This is a genomic window from Rhodococcoides fascians A25f, from assembly GCF_000760935.2.
Taxonomy (GTDB): Bacteria; Actinomycetota; Actinomycetes; order Mycobacteriales; family Mycobacteriaceae; genus Rhodococcoides.
The window spans coordinates 4,754,372-4,773,801 of record NZ_CP049744.1; the positions used below are offsets into that span (position 1 = coordinate 4,754,372).

17 protein-coding genes are annotated in these 19,430 nt (G+C 63.8%); 9 read left to right on the forward strand and 8 right to left on the reverse strand.

Translation table 11 applies throughout. The features are described from left to right. Positions 1 to 85 precede the first annotated feature (85 nt). The gene (locus BH93_RS22275; RefSeq protein WP_230592726.1) at positions 86 to 493 is read right to left on the reverse strand and encodes a universal stress protein; all 408 of its coding nucleotides are present in this window, start codon (positions 491 to 493) and stop codon (positions 86 to 88) included. A gap of 113 nt (positions 494 to 606) precedes the next feature. On the opposite strand from BH93_RS22275, the gene BH93_RS22280 reads away from it, so the two are divergent. The 3 genes from BH93_RS22280 to BH93_RS22290 are packed head-to-tail and all read left to right on the forward strand — an operon-like array spanning position 607 to position 3,648. After that, a complete protein-coding gene (locus tag BH93_RS22280) occupies positions 607 to 1,596 on the forward strand; it encodes a Bug family tripartite tricarboxylate transporter substrate binding protein (protein WP_032376306.1) in 990 nt (329 codons plus the stop codon). Next, on the forward strand, positions 1,593 to 2,126 hold the full coding sequence (locus BH93_RS22285) for a tripartite tricarboxylate transporter TctB family protein (protein WP_037172595.1): 534 nt from the start codon (positions 1,593 to 1,595) through the stop codon (positions 2,124 to 2,126). Before BH93_RS22280 ends, BH93_RS22285 begins: the two co-directional genes overlap by 4 nt. A gap of 16 nt (positions 2,127 to 2,142) precedes the next feature. Beyond that, the gene (locus BH93_RS22290) at positions 2,143 to 3,648 is read left to right on the forward strand and encodes a tripartite tricarboxylate transporter permease (protein WP_037172597.1); all 1,506 of its coding nucleotides are present in this window, start codon (positions 2,143 to 2,145) and stop codon (positions 3,646 to 3,648) included. A gap of 69 nt (positions 3,649 to 3,717) precedes the next feature. On the opposite strand, the gene BH93_RS22295 is transcribed toward BH93_RS22290, so the two are convergent. After that, positions 3,718 to 4,791 carry an alkene reductase gene (locus tag BH93_RS22295; protein WP_032405705.1) on the reverse strand — a complete coding sequence of 358 codons (1,074 nt, stop codon included), beginning with the start codon at positions 4,789 to 4,791 and terminating at the stop codon, positions 3,718 to 3,720. A gap of 295 nt (positions 4,792 to 5,086) precedes the next feature. After that, entirely contained in the window at positions 5,087 to 7,267 is a 2,181-nt protein-coding gene (locus tag BH93_RS22300; protein WP_037172598.1) for a glutamine synthetase III family protein, read from the reverse strand. A gap of 207 nt (positions 7,268 to 7,474) precedes the next feature. On the opposite strand from BH93_RS22300, the gene BH93_RS22305 reads away from it, so the two are divergent. Together BH93_RS22305 and BH93_RS22310 are read left to right on the forward strand one after the other, a co-directional pair. Further along, positions 7,475 to 7,942 carry an SRPBCC domain-containing protein gene (locus BH93_RS22305; RefSeq protein WP_032376301.1) on the forward strand — a complete coding sequence of 156 codons (468 nt, stop codon included), beginning with the start codon at positions 7,475 to 7,477 and terminating at the stop codon, positions 7,940 to 7,942. A gap of 25 nt (positions 7,943 to 7,967) precedes the next feature. Beyond that, the gene (locus BH93_RS22310; protein WP_032405703.1) at positions 7,968 to 8,408 is read left to right on the forward strand and encodes an SRPBCC family protein; all 441 of its coding nucleotides are present in this window, start codon (positions 7,968 to 7,970) and stop codon (positions 8,406 to 8,408) included. Positions 8,409 to 8,412: 4 nt separating this feature from the next. Here the strand turns inward: BH93_RS22310 and BH93_RS22315 are convergent, their stop codons facing one another. Continuing rightward, positions 8,413 to 9,234, reverse strand: a complete 822-nt coding sequence (locus BH93_RS22315) for a class I SAM-dependent methyltransferase (RefSeq protein ID WP_037173323.1) — start codon at positions 9,232 to 9,234, stop codon at positions 8,413 to 8,415. Positions 9,235 to 9,370: 136 nt separating this feature from the next. On the opposite strand from BH93_RS22315, the gene BH93_RS22320 reads away from it, so the two are divergent. Both BH93_RS22320 and BH93_RS22325 read left to right on the forward strand, forming a co-directional pair. Continuing rightward, complete coding sequence (locus tag BH93_RS22320) at positions 9,371 to 10,258, forward strand: DUF5996 family protein (protein WP_032376299.1); 888 nt, start codon at positions 9,371 to 9,373, stop codon at positions 10,256 to 10,258. Between the two features lie 122 nt (positions 10,259 to 10,380). Continuing rightward, the gene (locus BH93_RS22325) at positions 10,381 to 11,733 is read left to right on the forward strand and encodes an MFS transporter (RefSeq protein ID WP_037172599.1); all 1,353 of its coding nucleotides are present in this window, start codon (positions 10,381 to 10,383) and stop codon (positions 11,731 to 11,733) included. A gap of 90 nt (positions 11,734 to 11,823) precedes the next feature. Here the strand turns inward: BH93_RS22325 and BH93_RS22330 are convergent, their stop codons facing one another. The 4 genes from BH93_RS22330 to BH93_RS22345 all read right to left on the reverse strand — a co-directional run bounded on the left by BH93_RS22330 (position 11,824) and on the right by BH93_RS22345 (position 16,961). After that, positions 11,824 to 13,266 carry a fatty acid desaturase family protein gene (locus BH93_RS22330; RefSeq protein WP_037154059.1) on the reverse strand — a complete coding sequence of 481 codons (1,443 nt, stop codon included), beginning with the start codon at positions 13,264 to 13,266 and terminating at the stop codon, positions 11,824 to 11,826. A 24-nt stretch (positions 13,267 to 13,290) separates the two neighbouring features. Next, positions 13,291 to 14,388: a ferredoxin reductase gene (locus BH93_RS22335; RefSeq protein WP_037172600.1), complete on the reverse strand. Its 1,098-nt coding sequence runs from the start codon at positions 14,386 to 14,388 to the stop codon at positions 13,291 to 13,293. A gap of 98 nt (positions 14,389 to 14,486) precedes the next feature. Continuing rightward, positions 14,487 to 16,016 carry an FAD-dependent oxidoreductase gene (locus BH93_RS22340; RefSeq protein ID WP_037172601.1) on the reverse strand — a complete coding sequence of 510 codons (1,530 nt, stop codon included), beginning with the start codon at positions 16,014 to 16,016 and terminating at the stop codon, positions 14,487 to 14,489. 39 nt (positions 16,017 to 16,055) lie between these two features. Further along, positions 16,056 to 16,961, reverse strand: coding sequence for an AurF N-oxygenase family protein (locus tag BH93_RS22345; protein ID WP_032405699.1), 906 nt, complete (start codon positions 16,959 to 16,961; stop codon positions 16,056 to 16,058). Positions 16,962 to 17,113: 152 nt separating this feature from the next. Here BH93_RS22345 and BH93_RS22350 point away from each other — a divergent pair, with 152 nt between their 5' ends. Both BH93_RS22350 and BH93_RS22355 read left to right on the forward strand, forming a co-directional pair. Further along, positions 17,114 to 18,637 carry an adenylate/guanylate cyclase domain-containing protein gene (locus tag BH93_RS22350; protein WP_052064941.1) on the forward strand — a complete coding sequence of 508 codons (1,524 nt, stop codon included), beginning with the start codon at positions 17,114 to 17,116 and terminating at the stop codon, positions 18,635 to 18,637. 113 nt (positions 18,638 to 18,750) lie between these two features. Next, positions 18,751 to 19,416 carry an HAD-IA family hydrolase gene (locus BH93_RS22355; protein WP_037172603.1) on the forward strand — a complete coding sequence of 222 codons (666 nt, stop codon included), beginning with the start codon at positions 18,751 to 18,753 and terminating at the stop codon, positions 19,414 to 19,416. The last annotated feature ends 14 nt before the right edge of the window (positions 19,417 to 19,430 follow it).

Genomic DNA, 19,430 nt, shown 5'->3' on the forward strand with positions numbered 1-19,430 from the left:
TGCGGGGAGCCGTGTCCGGCCCGGGTTTATCGCTGTCCATGATTCCTCTGGGTCGTGTGTGTGAAGTTTGTCCGATACTACCGGGTCACGGCGCCTTCACGACGAGGACGGGAACCGGGCAGTCCAGCAACACGCGCTGCACGGTGCTTCCCATCAAGAATTTACCCACGGCGGATCGACGCTTGGACCCGATGACGACCATCCCCGCGCCGACATCGGCAACGAGATCGACCAGTGCGCCGGCCGGGTCGCCGCCGTCCGGCTCGACGCGCACGGTCGTCGATGCTCCCGGCAGCGTCCGCTCCACCTCGGCCTGCGCCGCACTTCGGTCCTCCGCCGACACGGAATCGCGGTCCACCACGGACAACACGATCAGTTGCGCCCCACGCAGCTCGGCCTCGGCAGCACCGCGTCGCAGCGCTTCGTGCCCCTCGGGTGTGTTGCTCATCGCTACTGCCACTGCGCTTGCTACCGCTGTGCTCGCTGAAGACACGGTCTCTCCCGTTGCTCGAATCCACCGAGGATTGCCCTCAATGTTGTGAACTGGACTAATCGGACAAACTGTATCTAACCTGACGCTGTGACACACCACACGAAAGGTCTCTGATGGCGATACCGCCCACATTGCTTCGAACAGTCGGTGCCCTGGCGGTGGTGGGAGCGGTGACCGTGGCGGGTATCGATGCCGCTCGCAGTGCCAGCGGCTCCGATGCCCGAGCCAAACTGACACTGATCGCTCCGGCTGCCGCGGGCGGCGGCTGGGATCTGGTCGCCCGCGAGTCGCAGCAAGCGCTGCGCAGCGATGGCATCGTCAACAACGCCCAGGTCGTAAACGTCCCCGGTGCCGGCGGCACCATCGGTCTGAGCCAGCTCGAGAACCTCAGCGGTCAGCCCACCACCGTGATGATCACCGGCACCGTGATGCTGGGCGGCATTGCGATCAACAACTCCGAGACGACTCTGGCCGACACCGTTCCGATCGCCAAACTCGCCGAGGACTTCGAGGTGTTCGTCGTCCCGAAGGACTCGCCGATCCAGAATCTCGAGGACATGATCGAGGCCTGGCGAGCGAACCCCGGTGGCCTGCCGATCGGCGGCGGGTCGCTCGGCGGTATCGACCACATCGTGGCGGGCCAATTGGCCCAGGAAGCCGACATCGATCCGGCCGCAATCAATTACATCGCCTACTCCGGCGGCGGCGAGGTCCTGACCTCGCTGCTGTCGAACACCGTCGGCGTTGCGGTCAGCGGGTTCAACGACTTCCGCGACCAGATCGAGGCAGGCAACGTGCGTGCACTCGCAGTGGCTGCACCCGAGCCGCTCGAGGGATTCGACGTGGACACGTTCATCGAACAGGGCTACAACGTTGACCTCGTCAACTGGCGCGGAATCGTTGCACCCCCGGGAATCTCGGACGAGGACCGACAGACGCTCGTCGACATCGTCACCGAGATGGTCGAGACCGAGCAGTGGGCAACGGCCGTCGAACGCAACCGGTGGAAGGAATCGGTCGTGACGGGAGACGAGTTCGGAGAGTTCCTCGACGTCGAACAGGCACGCATCACCGGAATTCTCGAAGAGTTGGGGCTGGTATGACAACAACAACGACCACCGACACCGGCACGTCCCGATCTTTCTGGACGGGCCGTAGCGGATTGATCGTTCCAGCGCTGCTCGTCGCACTGGGAGTGTTCCTGGTCTACGGAACCGTCACGATGGAGGTTCCGCCGACCGCCACCTCACCTGGCCCGCAGGTCTTTCCGGCCATCGTTGCAGGCGGCTGCTTCGTGGTCGCACTGTTGATCACCATCCAACTGATGGTCAAGCCCGACGTGATCGACCGCGGAGTCGACGCCGACGGTAAGCCGCACACCGGCACCGTGAGCAATTGGCGCACCCTGTCGATCACCGTCGGATCGGTGGCCTTGTTCATCGCCCTGCTCGACCCGCTCGGCTGGGTTCTCGCCGGAGCGTTGCTGTTCTGGGGCGTCTCGATCGGGTTGGGTGGTCGCCGTTACGTCTTCGACGCGGCAGTCGCACTGCTGGTTTCGAGCACCGTCCAGATCGTATTCTCCGCGGGCCTCGGCCTGACCTTGCCCGGCGGCGTTCTCGCCCAGATCTTCTGACGGAGCTGAATTTCCGATGGATTCATTGAGTAATCTTCTCGACGGGTTCGGCACCGCGCTGACTCCGATGAACCTGGTGTGGGTATTCGTCGGCGCGTTGCTCGGCACTGCTGTGGGCGTCCTGCCCGGTCTCGGCTCTGCCATGGCGGTGGCCCTGCTGCTGCCGGTCACCTTCACTCTCGACCCCACCGCTGCCCTGATCATGTTCGCCGGAGTATATTTCGGCGGCCTGTTCGGCGATTCCATCTCGGGCATCCTGATGAACACCCCCGGCAACAGCACCGCCATCGCCGGTACGTTCGAGGGACACCGAATGGCCAAGAACGGCCGCGCCCCACAGGCTTTGGCGACCTCGGCCATCGCGTCGTTCATCGGTGGCATGATCGCCACGACCCTGGTCGTGTTCTTCGCCCCGACGCTTGCGGCGCTGGCGACCAACTTCGGACCCGCCGAATATCTCGCACTCGCGGTGTTCGCGTTCATCGCCACCTCGGCGGTGGTCTCGGACTCCGCTCTCAAGGGTCTGACCGCCCTGCTCATCGGCCTCACCCTCGCGGTGATCGGTATCGACGGACCCTCGGGCGCTTCACGATTCACCTTCGAGGTGCCGGCCCTGTTCGACGGCATCCACATCGTCGTCATCACCGTGGCGATGCTCGCCCTCGGTGAGGTCATCCACATCGCGTCGAAGATCGGGCGGCCCGAGGATCGGTCGTTGATCAAGTCGCAGGGACGACCGTGGCTGAGCAAGGCGGAGTTCCGCGAAGCACTCCCGGCCTGGCTGCGCGGGACGGCATTCGGCGTGCCGTTCGGCGTCATACCAGCGGGCGGCGCCGAGGTGCCGAGCTTCCTGGCCTACGGCACCGAGCGTCGGCTCGATCGTAAACGCGAGAAGCCGATGTTCGGCAAGGGTGCCATTCGTGGCGTGGCAGGACCCGAGGCGGCCGGAAACTCCACGGCCGGAACGGCCATGGGCGCATTGCTGGCGTTGGGTCTACCGACGTCCGCCACGGCGGCGATCATGCTCGCAGCGTTCCAGCAGTACGGTATGCAACCCGGACCGCTCCTGTTCGAGCGCAGCGGCGATATCGTCTGGGCCCTACTGGCCAGCCTCTTCCTGGCGATGATCGTGTTGCTGATCCTCAACCTGCCGTTCGCACCGTTGTGGGCCCAACTGCTGAAGATCCCGAAGAACTACCTCTACGCCGGCATCTCGGTGTTCGCCGCCCTCGGCGTCTACGCGTCGAGTGCGTCGATCGTGGACCTGATGTTCATGCTCGGGCTCGGCATCGTCGGATTCATGATGCGGCGCTACGAGATTCCGCTCGCACCGGTGCTGATCGCCGTGATCCTCGGCCCGCTTGCCGAGGAATCGCTTCGACGCGCACTGGCCGTCAGCGAGGGCGACCCGTCGATCCTCGTCAGCAGCGGCATCACCATCGTGCTCTACGCCCTGATGATCATCGCCGTGGTGTTCTCGATCGTCAGCAAGATCAGGGCCCGCAAGACCGCGGACTTCTAGTGCGCTCCGCGCAGTGGTGTGGTTGAGCGCCCCAGAAGGCACTCAACCGCACCACTGCCGCAGGCACTCTCAGTGCTGAAGGGCGGGGTAGTCCGTGTAGCCCTTGGCACCATCGGTGTAGAAAGTGCTCGGGTCCGGCTCGTTCAACGGCAGATCCTCGCGCCAGCGGTAGGCAAGATCGGGGTTGGCGATCGCCGGACGGCCGACGACGACGGCATCACCGATGCCGTTGTCCAGGAGCGAAAGAGCCTCGTCGCGGTTGGTGATCTCACCGAAGCCGCTGTTGACCAGCACGGATCCGCCGAACGCCTGCCGCAGATCCTGAACCAGCTCACCGGCCGGATCTTTGTGCAGCACACTGAGATACGCCAGACCCAACGGTGCGATTCGATCCACCAACGCGCGGTAGGTGGCACGCACGTCGTCGGCGTCCGTCTCGAGGGCATCCTGAATGTTGTGCTCGGGTGAGATACGAATTCCCACCTTGCCTGCGCCCAGGGCGGCGACCACTGCCTCGACCACCTCGGCCACGAACCGCGCCCGGTTCTCCGGCGAGCCGCCGTATGCGTCGTCCCGCTGGTTCGAGGCGGGCGAAAGGAATTCGTGCAACAGGTAGCCGTTGGCACCGTGAATTTCGACGCCGTCCATCCCGGCGGCAATCGCGTTCTTCGACGCCTGGACGAAATCGGCGATCACCGAGGGCAGCTCGTCCTCGCGCAGCGCACGCGGGGTGGGGTACGCCTTCTTGCCCTCGTACGTGTGAGTCTCTCCCTCGATCGCAACAGCGCTGGGCCCGACGACCTCGCGGCCACCCGTCGTCGCCTCGTGGGTCACCCGACCCGCGTGCATCACCTGAGCGACGATCAGTCCGCCGTCGGCGTGCACTGCGTCGGCAACATTGCGCCAACCCTCGATCTGCTCGTCCGTCACCAGACCGGGCTGACCTGGGAAGCCCTGGCCCGCGTGGCTCGGGTAGGTGCCTTCACTGACGATGAGGCCCAGGGATGCGCGTTGCTTGTAGTGCTCGACCACCAGCGGGCCCGGCACGCCGTCCTTTCCGGAACGCACCCGCGTCAGCGGAGCCATCACCAACCGGTTGTCGAGCTTCAGGTCACCGAGCGCCAACGGGGAAAACAACTTCATGGATCTCTCTCCTCACGAGTGCGTGCACAGTCTTTGCCACTGCTCACTCCGAACCCGAAAGGTCCACCGAGCTATTCCGCCTCGAGATATTGCTCACCCCGAAAACAACAGTGGTGTGGCTGAGTGCCACACACGGCACTCAGCCACACCACTGCTTATCCGGTCGTTCCGCAGGCTCCACTCCTGCCCCATCCGGTCGTTCCGCAGGCTCCACTCCTGCCCCATCCGGTCGTTCCGCAGGCTCCACTCCTGCCCCATCCGGTCGTTCCGCAGGCTCCACTCCTGCGTTGCGCACTCAGAGGATGTACAGCATCTCCTGATACGTCGGCAGCGGCCAGAGATCGTCGGCCACCATTGCTTCGAGTGTGTCTGACGCAGAACGGACGGCAGCCATGGCGGGCAGCAGTTCGTCCTTGGCATGCACGGCCTCGGCCAGAGCTTCGCCACCCGGGTCGGCTTCCAGCGCGCCCTTCAATGTCGCCAATGCTGCGCGCAGCTCCGACAGTGGAGCCGAGACTGCTTGCAGCTCAGTCATGTCCACGTCGTCGACGCCTGCACCCTTGAGAGCGCTGACGTTCTGCGCCAGTTCGGTCTGGTAGCGCACCGCCGCGGGCAGGATGGACGTCTGGCCCATTTCCAGCGTCAACCGCGCTTCGACGAACACCGTCAGCGCGTACTGCTCGAGCCCGATCTCGTAGCGCGAGTGCATCTCTCGATGGTTGAACACCTTGTACTTCTCGAACAGTTCCATTGCCGACTCGGAGATCAACTCCGGCAATGCGTCGAGGGTGGTGCGCAGGTTCGGTAGTCCGCGCGCCTCGGCCTCGACCTGCCAGTTGTCCGAGTAACCATCACCGTTGAACACCACTGCCCCGTGTTCGGTGATGATCTCCGTCAGCAGGTTCTGCACGGCGGTGTCGAAGTCGGTGCCGTCGGCGACGGCAGTTTCGAGGTTGGTCGCCATGTAGTCCAGCGCCTCGGCCATGATCGTGTTGATCGTGACCATCGGACCGTTGACGGTCTGCATCGAGCCGGGAGCGCGGAACTCGAACCTGTTGCCGGTGAACGCGAACGGGCTCGTGCGGTTGCGGTCGCCGGGATCGGTGGGCAGCACGGGCAGGGTGTCGGCACCGATCATCATGGTGCCCTTGCCCTTCGAGGACGTGGCTGCACCCTTGGCGATCTGATCGAACACGTCGGCCAACTGATCACCGAGGAAGATCGAGATGATCGCGGGCGGAGCCTCGTTGGCCCCGAGACGGTGATCGTTGGTCGCCGACGCCACCGAGGCGCGCAGCAGACCACCGTACTTGTGTACCGCGCGAATGACGGCGGCGCAGAAGACCAGGAACTGCGCGTTGTCGTGCGGGTTGTCGCCGGGAACGAGCAGCGATCCGAGCTCGGAGTTGCCGAGCGAGAAGTTGACGTGCTTGCCCGAGCCGTTGACGCCCTCGAACGGCTTCTCGTGGAACAGACACTCCATACCGTGCTTCTTGGCGATCGTCTTGAACGTCGTCATCAACAGCTGCTGGTGATCGGCTGCGATGTTGCCGCGCTCGAACATCGGCGCGATCTCGAACTGTCCGGGGGCGACTTCGTTGTGCCGGGTCTTGGCCGGGATACCGAGCTTGAACAGCTCACGCTCGGTGTCCATCATGAAGCCGAGTACGCGCTCGGGGATGGCTCCGAAGTAGTGGTCGTCGAATTCCTGGCCCTTGGGCGGCTTCGATCCGAACAGGGTGCGACCCGCATTGAGCAGGTCGGGACGGGCCAGGAAGAAGTGCCGGTCGACGAGGAAGTACTCCTGCTCAGGACCACAGAACGAGACGATGTTCTCGATGTTCTCGTGTCCGAACAGCTTCAGGATGCGCTCGGCATGTCCGCCCATCGCCTGCTGCGAACGCAGCAACGGCGTCTTGTGGTCGAGGGCCTCACCGGTCATCGAGACGAACACCGTCGGGATGCACAGGGTGTTGCCGTTCGGGTTCTCGAGGACGTACGCCGGGCTGGTGACGTCCCAGCCGGTGTACCCACGAGCCTCGAACGTGTTGCGCAGACCGCCGTTGGGGAAGCTCGACGCGTCGGGCTCGCCCTGGATCAGCGTCTTGCCCGCGAATTCGGCGAGCGCACTGCCGTCACCGACGGGGTCGAAGAAGCTGTCGTGCTTCTCGGCCGTCAACCCGGTGAGCGGGTAGAAGACGTGCGCGTAGTGCGTCGCACCCTTCTCGAGGGCCCAGTCCTTCATCGCCGACGCCACCGCGTCGGCGACCATGGGATCGAGCTTCTTGCCCTTGTCGATCGTCGCCATCACGGACTTGAAGACCGATTTGGGCAGACGCTTCTGCATCACGACCTTGCTGAAGACGTTCTCACCGAAGATCTCGCCCGGCTTCTCGTCTCCGACGAAGCTGACCGCAGGCGGCACATACGCCTCGACGTCTTTGATCGCCTGCAGGCGTACGGTATTTCCACTCATGGCTACCCCTTGACAAGGTGCTGCTCCACAGCTGGATTTTGCGGAGTCCGACCCGGCGACTGTACGAATGCGACGTGGCGGTCGTGTTTCGTCGTTGTGTCCACTGCGATGCAAAACCGACGGGGAGGCAAAAACGGCGATCGGAGTTTCTTTCCCCGCAGACGGGGGTAACTCCGTAGCCGGCATAAACAACTGAAAGGCGTGTCCATGACCGACGAGTTGACCGTCCGGCGCGTGATCGACGCTCCCCCCGCCTCCGTGTTCACTGCGCTCGCCAATCCCGAGGTCCAGGCCGCGGTCGACGGCTCGGAGATGCTGCGCGGCGCGATCGACCCGACGCCTCTGCGCGCGGTGGGCGACACCTTCGCGATGGATATGTACCAGCCGGAACTGGGCGAGTACGTCATGGAGAACACCTTGTTCGTGTTCGAGCAGGACCGACGCATCGGTTGGATTCCCAATCGCCAGGGCATGGAACCTCGTGGCACGCGGTGGTCCTGGGAGCTCGAGGAGGTCGCCGACGACCGGACAGCGCTGACGCAGGTGTACGACTGGTCGCGCGTCACCGACCCGGAGTTCCGCAAGATGGCCGGGTTTCCGCGGGTGACCGAGGACCAGATCGTCGGCACCATGCGCCGGCTTGCCGACCACCTCGGCGTCCCGCTCGAAGACTGATCTCCAACGACAGGAAAGAACTCTCATGGTCGATGTCACCCGCACCTTCACCGCCGCTGTTCCGATCGAGAAGGCGGCCGCATTTCTTCGCGACTTTTCCAATGCGCCGTCGTGGGATCCCGGAACCCAGAGCTGCACACAGATTTCGGACGGGCCGGTCGCCGTCGGAACGCAGTGGCACAACGTCTCGAAGCTGTTCGGTATCACCACGGAGTTGACCTACACCCTGGTCACGGACGAGCCTGATCACATCGTGCTCGAAGGCGAGAACAAGACCGCCACCAGCGTCGACGACATCACGCTGACGGCAGAAGGTGACGGATCGACTCGGATCGACTACCACGCGCAGGTCGAGTTCAACGGTGCCGCAAAGGTTGCCGGTCCGTTCCTGAAGGCGGGTTTCGAGGCGAAGGTCGCGCCGGACACCGTGGAGAAGATGACCGAGGCGCTCGAGCGGCTGAGCTGACCGTTTACTTGCGCGCGACGATCGTGAAGTTGTCGGCCGAGCTCGTCTCGGTATCGGCCGCCACGATCGAACCGTCGTCGGCGAAGATCTCCACGATCGTGAAACCGGCACCCGACACCAGCGCCCGCACATCCGACAAAGTGGTGAAGTGCATGAACGGCGCGAAATCGTGTGCAGCGAGCGGAGCGACGGCCCAGGATCCACGATCGTCGACGCGGGATCTGGCCGACCACCAATCACGGACGCTGCGAACGACACCGGCAGGATCGAGCAGCCTCCGCCCGATTGCCGTCACTGCCCGTTTCGGCGAGAAACTGAATCGCTGCGTAGGCCTGCTCAGTTGAAACGGCTTCTCTCCGAACGACGGTCCGTTGCGGTTGAGGGTGGAGAACACCAACACTCCGGGATCGGCCAGTAGGCGACAGAATTCTGCGAGTACGCGGCCCCGCTCCTGGTGGGTGACGGTGTCTATTCCGTTGTTACTGAACACGATCAGGCCGAACTGGCCGTCGACGAAAGCCGTCAGACTGCGCGCATCGGCCACATGCGCCTGCAGGTCCGGGAAATTTCGACGGAACGCATCGATCATGTTGGGCGCGTAATCGATCGCTACATAGCGATCGCTCACGAGTCGGAGCAGAGCCGTGGTTCGCCCGCTGCCGACGCCGACGTCCAGCACCGGTGTTCCGCGCGCAACCGAGGCCGCAGCAACCAGCGCCGCCGCTTCCCCACGGTCGAGAAATCCATCGGTGGGGCCGGCGTACTCCTCATAGGCCGCGGCCACCCGAGCATTGTCGAACACATCCCGGTTGTGGTCTGTGGACATGCCGATCACCTCTTCTTCCCTGACCGCTGCCACACGCGCCTCGCCCCTGGGATCAGACGGTACCGGCGAATCCTGAGGCTCGCCTGAGGTAGCACATCTATGGCCTTCTCCCCGGCTGTGTGTGCATCATCGACGCATGACAACTTCGTACGACGCGTGGCCGGAACTTCCGATCGAGAGCTGGTCCGACACTCGCGACACGGTGCATCTATGGACCCAGATCGTCGGCAAGACCCGAATGGCACTGTCGCCGGCACTCAACCATTGGTGGGGAGTCGCGCTGTACGTCGATGCATCCGGACTGACGACATCGCTGATCCCACTAGGCGACCGCGGGCTCGAAATTCGTTTCGACTTCCTCGCCCACCGACTGGTACTGGCCACCACCGATGGTCAGAGCCGGACCATGAAGCTCGAACCCCGCACCGTCGCAGACTTCTTCGCCGAATACACCGACCTGCTCACGCAACTCGGGGTCGACGCGACGATCGTGGGAAAGCCTGTCGAACTGCCGCACGCCACCCCGTTCGCGGAGGACGTCGAACACGCCTCCTACGACTCGGAGGCGATGGAGAGGTTCTGGCGTGCCCTCGTCAGCGCACATCGCGTGTTCTCCGAGTTTCGCGCCGACTTTCGCGGCAAGTCCAGCCCCGTCCATTTCTTCTGGGGCGCTTTCGATCTCGCCGTCACGCGCTTCTCGGGTAGGTCTGCCCCACAGCATCCCGGTGGTGTTCCCAACTGTCCGGACTGGGTGATGCACGAGGCCTACAGCGACGAGGTCTCGAGCGCCGGCTTCTGGCCGGGCGGGGCAGCGGAGGGCGCGTTCTACGCCTACGCCTACCCGAATCCGGACGGCTACGACAGCCATCCGGCCGTCACTGCTCCCGCGTACTTCGATCGCGATCTCGGCGAGTACGTCCTCCCCTACGAGGCCGTGCGCACCGCCGAGGACCCCGATGCGCTGCTGCTCGCCTTCCTCGAGAACACTTACCGCGCCGCCGTCGAGACTGCCCACTGGCAGTAGGTCGGAGAGAGGTGGTCGCCGTTCCCCCCCATCCGGGGGTATTCCGCGGGTGACCCGGATCACTACCGTTCGTCGCATTCGGTATCGCACATTCGCCCGATACCCGACAAAACGGAGGAACCATGACCGCTGTCTCGCCCGGAGATCCGGGTGTCTCGACGCCGACCAGACCGGCGGTGCAGTCCAAGACCAGTGTCAGACGGGTCGCTGTCGCCAGTGGAATCGGTACGACGATCGAGTTCTATGACTTCTTCATCTATGGAACCGCTGCCGCATTGGTTTTCCCGACCATCTTCTTCCCAGCGCTCGGCAATACGGCCGGCACCGTGGCCTCGTTCGCGACGTTCGCAGTCGCGTTCATCGCCAGGCCCGTCGGTGCCGTGCTGTTCGGACACTTCGGCGACCGCATCGGTCGCAAGAAGACGTTGATCTCGACGCTGCTGCTGATGGGGGTATCCACGTTCGCCATCGGCCTGCTGCCCGGTGCCGAAACGATCGGCGTGGCTGCTCCGATCATCTTGGTGCTGCTCCGGTTCGGGCAAGGGTTTGCCGTCGGCGGTGAATGGGCCGGCGCGACATTGCTGACGGCCGAGTACGCACCGCCGGGCAAGCGCGGCTTCTATGCGATGTTCCCCCAACTGGGACCATCGGCCGCCTTCATCTTCTCGAGCGCGACGTTCCTGGCGACGGGACTGCTACTGGGCGATACCAACGACACGTTTCTGAACTACGGTTGGCGAATCCCGTTCCTGCTCAGCGCCGTCCTGGTACTCATCGGCCTCTACATGCGGTTGGCCATCGAGGAAACCCCGGTCTTTCGGGCCAACAAGCTCGCCGAGGAGCAAGCTCCGGCGACATCGGCACCGACCAAGCTGCCGATATTCGACGCGTGGCGTATCCAGAAGCGCGAAATCATCACCGCTGCAGGTGCATTGGCGTCACTCTTCGCATTCTTCTACATGGGGACCGCGTACCTGACGAGCTACGGCACCAAGACCCTCGGGTTCGACCGTCCGTTCGTGTTGGTCACCGGGATAGGCGCTGCGGTGATCTTCGGGGTCGCGATCGCGCTCTCGGCGACCTACTCCGATCGCGTCGGGCGGCGGCGCGTGATCATGGCGGCGTGCATCGTCGCGGTGCCGTGGTCGATAGCGCTGTTCCCGTTGCTCGACACGGGCTCACCGGAAGCGTTCGTGATCGGTATGTGCGTGACGCTCGCGATCTTCGGCGTTGCATACGGACCGACCGGCGCACTCCTCCCGGAACTGTTCCAGACTCGATTCCGTTATACCGGAGCAGGTTTGGGTTACAATCTCGCCGGAGTTCTCGGTGGCGCGATTCCGCCGATGCTTGCCGCACCGCTCACGGCCGCGTTCGGCAGCATCTCGATCGGCGTGATGCTGGCTCTGCTGTCGGTGCTGAGTCTGGTCTGCACCAAGCGATTGATCGAGACCAAGGATGTCGACATGGCGTGAGGGCCCACGACCCGACCGCCAACATCGAAGAACCGCGGCCACCCGGTAATCGGGTGGCCGCGGTCTTTATCAGCTCTCTACGGACGAAACTCAGTCGTCGCCACGGGGCGGCGGCTGAACATCGACCCCACCGGAGTTGTGCTCCGGTCCCGCCGCAGGATGCTCTGCCGGCACGCGACCGCGAGTCTTGGCGGCCTCGCTGTCCTTGGTGGCACCCTCGGCGAACTTCCGACGCCAGCTCTCCTCGGGACGGTAGGGGCCCGGCTTCGGCCGAACCTTGCCACCCGGGAAGGCCAATCGCGCGATGGTCCGCTGGACCATGCCCCACTGCTGGAAGAACGGTCCGGTGTTGTAGGGCAATTCGTAGCGCTCGCAGATGTCCTTGATCTTCGGCGCGACGTCCGAGTACCGAGTACTGGGCATATCCGGGTACAGGTGGTGTTCCACCTGGTAGCTCAGGTTGCCGCTCATCAGGTGGAACAGTGGTCCGCCGTCGATGTTCGCGGCTCCGACCAACTGACGGACGTACCATCCGCCGCGGGTCTCGTTCTCGACCTCTTCCTGGCTGAAGGTGTAGGCCTGATCCGGGAAGTGACCGCAGAAGATGATTGCGTTCGACCAGACGTTGCGGATGATGTTGGCGGTGAAGTTGGCGGCCACCGTCGAGAGGAACGTGCTCTCGACACCGCTGAGCCGACTGTCCAGCAGCGCCGCGGTCCTACGATTCTTGCCGAACCGAGCCGACCCACGCAGCTTGGACGCCAGCCGAGACCTCTTGCTCTCCGGCACACGACCGCCCGACGCCAGTTGCGCCAACGCGAATGCACCTGCGCTGATCAGCGGCCAGCCCACGTAGTCCTTGACGAACTGCTTGCGTGCCTTGACGCCGATGCCCTTGAGGTCCTCGACGAGTTCCTTGACCGGCTTCTCACCGCGGCGAATTGCTTCGATGTCAAGGTCGTGCAGAGCGACGCCCCACTCGAAGAAGGCCATCAGCAGAACGTTGTAGAACGGCTGGGCCAGGTAGACGGGACTCCACTTCTGACGTGGGTCGATACGCATGATCTCGTAACCGAGATCCTTGTCCTTGCCGCGAATGTTCGTGTACGTGTGGTGCACGTAGTTGTGCGAGTGCTTCCACGAGTTGGCGGTGGACGCGGTATCCCAGTCCCACACCGACGAGTGGATTTCCGGATCGTTCATCCAGTCCCACTGGCCGTGCATGACGTTGTGGCCGATCTCCATGTTCTCGAGAATCTTTGCGATTCCGAGGCATGCGGTACCGGCCAGCCACGCGGGCTTGCTGGTGGAACCGAGCAACAGCACGCGGCCTGCGACCAGCAGCTGACGTTGGGCTGCGATCACCGAGGTGATGTACTTCCGGTCCTTGTCACCGAGGCTGGCGTACACCTCGTCGTGAATGGCGTCGAACTCCTTGGCGAGTTCGGCGATCGTCTCGTCGCTCAGGTGCGCCAGCGGGTTCACCGGCTCATCGGTGTCGGTGACGCGCCTGGTGGTTTCGTCGATAGACATACATTCCCCTGTTCGAATGGAAGATCAGAGTTCGATTTCGATGTCGCCCTCAGCGGTGTTGACACAGATCCGAACCGCTTGCCCCGTAGGTTCGGAGATATCCCCGTTACGTAGGTCACGTAAACGCCCCTTCTTCAGGGTACCTACGCATGTGTGGCAGATGCCGATTCGGCAGCCGTACGTCAGATCCAGTCCGGCTTCCTCACCCGCGGCGAGAATCGTTGTGGCACCGTCGCATTCGACGTCCTTCTTGCTGTTGAGGAACTTGACGGTGCCGCCCTCACCAGCGTCGTCTCCGCCGCCGATGACCGGCTGAAAACTTTCGTAATGGAATCGATCCGACTCTCCCTGGTCCTTCCAGTACGAGCGCAGATCGTCCAGATGTTCGCCCGGACCGGAGCAGAACGACTCCCGCTCACGCCAATCCGGGACCAGTTCGTCCAGTTCCGACGCCTTCATCCGACCTTCGTCGCTGGTGATGCGTAGCTTCACCGTCAGCCCGTCGTGCTTGGCTTCCAATTCCTCCAGCGTGTCCGCGAACATCAACTGTTCACGGTTGTGCACCGAGTGCACCACAACTACGTCACGGACCTGGTCGTGATGGTCGAGGGCGCGCAACATGCTGATGATCGGCGTGATGCCACTGCCGGCGCTGATGAACACCATCTTGTCCGGAACCGGACTCGGCAGAGTGAATTCACCCTCCACCTCGCTGAGGCGCACGATATCGCCGGTCCTGATGGTGCCCACCAGATACGGCGAGACCGTGCCCGACGGCACCAGCTTGGGGCTGACGCTGACGAGACCGTCGACAGGGTCGGGATCGGATGTCAGCGAGTACGCGCGCCAGTGGTACCGACCGTCGATGAGTACTCCGAGTCGGACGTACTGCCCGGGCGTGTGGCCCTGCCACTCGAAACCCGGACGGATGTACACCGAGACGGCCTCCGACCCCTCGGGAACCACCCGCTCGACCTTCCCCCGAAGTTCGCGAGTGGTCCACAGCGGATTGATCATCGACAGGTAGTCGTCAGGCCGGAGCGGATTGAACAACGATCGGACTGCGCGCAGCATCGTCCGTCTTACAAAAGAAACCTGGGGCTTGGCCCCCCGTTCAGCCATACTCAACGGTAACTCCGAGAAGCTCGCCGTGCGTACGAATCGCGCAGACTCGAATCAGACTGCTACACAAAGTGAACAGAACACGGAGTTACCGCCGGTCAGCGCGCTCGCGAGACTCGATCACCGAGAGCGGCGCTCACTTTGCCGTACCAACCGAGCGGACGAGCCGGGCCTCGTGTCGGGACGTCCGCGAGCAAGGCCTCGGCCGTTTCCTCTGCGTCGATCTTGTTGTCGCCGATGCCGCCCGTGGCACCCCGTTTGGCCCATCCGACCACATAGCTGCCCGGAACCGGAGTGCCGTCGGCAGCGGTGATCCGTCCGCCGTCGTTGCGAATGGTGCCGGTGATGTCGTCGAACGGGACGCCCGGCGACGGAGTTCCGCGATAACCGATCGCGAGCAGAACCAGCTCCGTCGACAGAGTGACCGCGTGTTCACCCACCCCCACCTCGACGGACTCCACCGAGCCGTTTCCGTGCAGGGCGGATGGTGCCCGCCCGAACGCGAAGACGATGCGACGCCCTACGTTGTTTCCGGGTCGTTCCGCAGGCTCCACTCCTGGTCGCGAGCCGAGATCGACGCGCTCGGCCCCGGCCAGCGCCGACGCCGAGGCAGACAGCGGCAATCGATCGATAGCGTCGACAATTCCGTCCGGTCCTGCCACCACCACGTCGACGTCCGGTCGATCGACCAACGCCTTGCACTCGGAACGCGTGAATGCCGCGAACTCGGGGCCACGGCGCGCGAGAACAACGACCTCGGTGACGCGGTGTCGACGCAATTCGGCCAGTGCATGCGGAGCGATCTCGGTACCGTCGAGCCGGTCCGGGTCTGCGGTGAGGATGCGCGCTGCATCGAGTGCGACGTTCCCGTTTCCGATGACGGTCACCCGCTCGACGCCGGTGAGGTCGATCGCGTCGGCGGGGACGTCGGGATGCCCGGTGTACCAGCCGACCAGGGTGCGTGCACTGACGGAATTGTCGAGATCGATACCGGGGATGTCGAGCGCTCGGTCCTTGTCGGCACCGACGGCATAAACGACGGAGTCGAACTTTCGAGCCAACTCCACGTGATCGACGTCCTTACCGACCTCGACGCCGAGCTTCATCGTGACCCGAGGATGCGCGAAGATCCCCCGGAAGTGCTCACTGATGCGGCGGGTGCCGAGGTGATCGGGAGCGACGCCGTAGCGCGCGAGACCACCCGCGGTGTGCAATCGGTCGTAGAACGTGATCCTGGTGCCCGGCACCCGCAACAGGGCTTGCGCCGTGTAGCAGGCGGCCGGTCCGGTCCCGACGATGGCGATGCTGACCGGCGGCAGTTCGTTGACCGTCGACACCGGAAATTTGGGCTCACCCCACTCCGCTACTGCAGGCTTGTCGCGGTAGTAGTCGGCATTGATGTCGGCGTAGATCTGCTGATCCGGCGTCAAGCGGGACACGCGCGTGATCGCGTCCACCGGGCACGCGTCCGCGCAGGCCCCGCAGTCGATGCACGAGCGCGGATCGATGTAGAGCAGCTCGGTCTTACCGAAATCCGGCTCGTCGGGCGTGGGATGAATGCAGTTGACCGGGCACACCGACAGGCAGGATGCGTCGTTGCAACAGTTCTGCGTGATCGCGAACGGCATGGGTTTCTCAGATGTCCTTCACGGCCTCGAAAAGAGTGGTCAGAGCATGTGCAGACGACGGTAGATCATCTCGGCCGGCTTGGTGACCAAACCGCAGTCGAGGAGAAATGCCATCAGATGCTCGCTCGAGGTGCGCATCATCGTGTGGTGATGAGCGTTGTTCTTCGCTTCTTTCACGGCGCGGTCGACATCGAGGCCCGCAGCTGCGTAGACCTCCTTGTTGACCATGTTCGACACGATCAGGCGGGCAGCGATCGCGACGACCAACGCGCTGGCCTTACGGCGAGCCGGGCTCTTCCCCTCGATGTCTTCACGCATCTGTGCGCGCGCGAAGGTCATGTGTCGCGATTCCTCGACGACGTGGATCTTGCTGGTGGTGCGCACGAGCGGCAACACGTTCTCGCCGCGCATCCAGTCACGCTGCATGACATCGAGAACTTCTTCGGCGACGAGAATGCCGCCGTAGGCCACCTCCGCCGATGCGAGAGCCTTGAAGCCACGGCCGAGCTCGATGCTCGATCGACGCGGCAGGTACGCCTTGATACCCATCTTCTGGCAGGCGCGGGCGAACATGATCGAGTGACGGCATTCGTCGGCGATCTCGGTGAGCGCGAACTGGAAGTCCGAGTTCGAGGAGTCCTTGCAGTACTGATCGCGCAGAACCATCTGCTGCAGGATCATCTCGAACCAGATGCCGGTGCTCATGATCGAGCAGACCTCGTGGCGAGTAAGCGTGATGCGCTGCTCCTCGCTCATCTCGTCCCACAACTTCGTGCCGTAGAGGGTGCTCCACTCCGGATTGAGGCCGTAGAGGGAGGGATCGAGATCGGCCTCCCAGTCGACCTCCTCGGCCGGGTCGTACGAGAGCTGGGCGGCTGAATCGAGCAAACGCGCCGAAACATCCTCGGGCTCGAGAACGTCGTTCCTGGAGAGTGTGCTGGTCATCGCCGTCGTTCCTTTCATCGTCGAACAGGAGTGGTTAGCTGTTACGGAGATTACCAGGTACTTGCCGACACAGATAGTCACTCGTGCGGAATCGCCCCGATTCTTTTTTCGGGCCCCGGGAGTTCGAGCAACCACAGAACGGAGATTCACCGGTGACCGCAGCTCTACGCGCCGCCCTCGACCGCACCCCGATGCGGCTCTACGCGGCGGGAATGGTGTCGGCCAATGCCATCGGGGCGGTCATCGTGTTCGTGTTGGCGCGGTTCATCCTGCCGTTGCCCGTTGGCTCGGAGGAGATCCTTTCCGACCGGAACTACCTGGCGTTCTTCGTGTATCTGCCGGTCGCAATCGGCATCGGAATCGTGCTCGGACTCCGCGTCGCCGAGCCGCTCGTGCTGTGGCTGCATACCGGCGGTACGCCGTCGGAGGACACCGCGATCGCCATCGTGCGACTGCCGCTGCGTCAGCTCGGTGTCCACGTTCTGCTGTGGGCCCTTGGCGTCGCCGTGTTCGTGGCGGTCAATGCGTCGGCAGGCGCAGCGTTGTCGATCATCGTCGCCATCGCGGTCAGCTTCGGCGGGTTGGCGACCTGCTCGTTGGGCTATCTGGTTGCCGAACGAACGCTCAGGCCGGTCACCGCCGCGGTGATGGACGTCAGTGAGGTCACCGACACGGTCGCGCTCGGCGTCAAGCTGCGTGTCGTCCTCATCTGGGTATTGAGCACGGCCATCCCCATTCTGGGTCTCGGTCTCATCGGGCTCGGCAGATTGATCGACACCGTCATCCCACCCGAGGTCGACCTGTCTCCCGCGATGGTGTCGCTGTCCGCTATCGCCCTGGTCGTCGGATTCGGCGGCATGTTTCTGGTCGGACGCTCCGTATCGGACCCGCTACAGCAGGTCAGCTCCGCCATGCAACGCGTCGAAGCAGGGGCGACGGACACCCGCGTCGACGTCTACGACGCTTCCGAGATCGGCCGTTTGCAGAACGGGTTCAACAAGATGGTGGTCGGTCTCGACGAGCGCGAGCGACTGCGTTCTCTGTTCGGCAGGCACGTGGGCCACGACGTGGCGCAGCGGGCATTGGCGAGTGCTCCACGCCTCGGCGGCGAGAACAGGACGGTCGCCGTGCTGTTCATCGACCTGGTGGGTTCGACGGCGATGGCCGAGCGAGAGTCCGCGGAGGCAGTGGTCGATATTCTCAATCGGTTCTTCGCAGTGGTGGTCGAGCACGGCGAACGTAACGGCGGCTTCGTCAACAAGTTCGAGGGCGATGCCGCATTGCTGATCTTCGGCGCTCCGGTCGATCACCCCGATCCCGCCACGGCGGCACTGCGCACCGCACGCACCCTGGCCGTCGCCCTCGCCTCCGACGGCGGCTTCGAAATCGGCATCGGCGTGACGTACGGGCCGGTCATCGCAGGCAACATCGGAGCCGAATCCCGCTTCGAGTACACCGTCATCGGCGACACCGTCAATCAAGCGGCCCGGCTCACCGATCTCGCGAAAGACGACCCGAACACCGATGTGCTCACGTCGTCGGTCGTGCTCGATCACGCAACCGCGGGTGAGAGGAAGCACTGGAAAACAGGTGGCTCCGTGACGCTGCGTGGACGCTCCACACCCACGGTGCTAGCCGCACCCGTCCATCGGCACGGACCGCCCGCCACACCGTAGAAATTCGAAGGTTTCCCGTTCGGTGCCGATGGGGCATACCCCCCGAACCAACTCACCCATCGCGCATGCCGAGACATTGACTGGTACAACGTCTCTCGCTCCGAAAGGCACCCATGTCCGCAATTCTGTTCGGCTCGATCAGCACGCTCGTCGACACATCCGAACTGCAACGTCGCTCGTTCAACGAGGCCTTCGCAGCCCATGATCTGAACTGGAACTGGTCTCGTGAGGACTACCGTTCCATGCTCGGGTCGAACGGTGGTGCCGACCGGATCAGCGAATACGCGTCCGATACGGGCACCGAGGTCGACGCGGCCGCAGTGCACGCCACCAAATCGGAGATCTTCCAACGGTTGATCGGCGAATCCGACGTGAAAACGCGTCCCGGCGTTGCCGATACGATCGACTCCGCCAAGGCGAACGGCATCAAGGTGGGCTTCGTGACCACCACGTCCCGCGACAACATCGATGCATTACTGGCGGCCCTGAGCCCGGAGCTCACCGCCGACTCCTTCGACGTCATCGTCGACGCATCCTCGGTGGACGCAGGCAAGCCCGATCCCGCGTCCTACGAGTTCGCTTTGAAGACGTTGGGCGAGAACGCATCCGACAGTGTGGCCATCGAGGACAACGCCGGCGGCGCGGCGGCGGCAGCAGCCGCAGGCATCACGTGCGTCGCATTCCCGAACGAGAACACTGCAGGCACCGAGTTCGGCTCGGGCACCGACACCGTCGATGCACTCGATCCCGAGCGCGTGCGCGCTCTGATCTCGGCCTGACCCTTCATCCACCC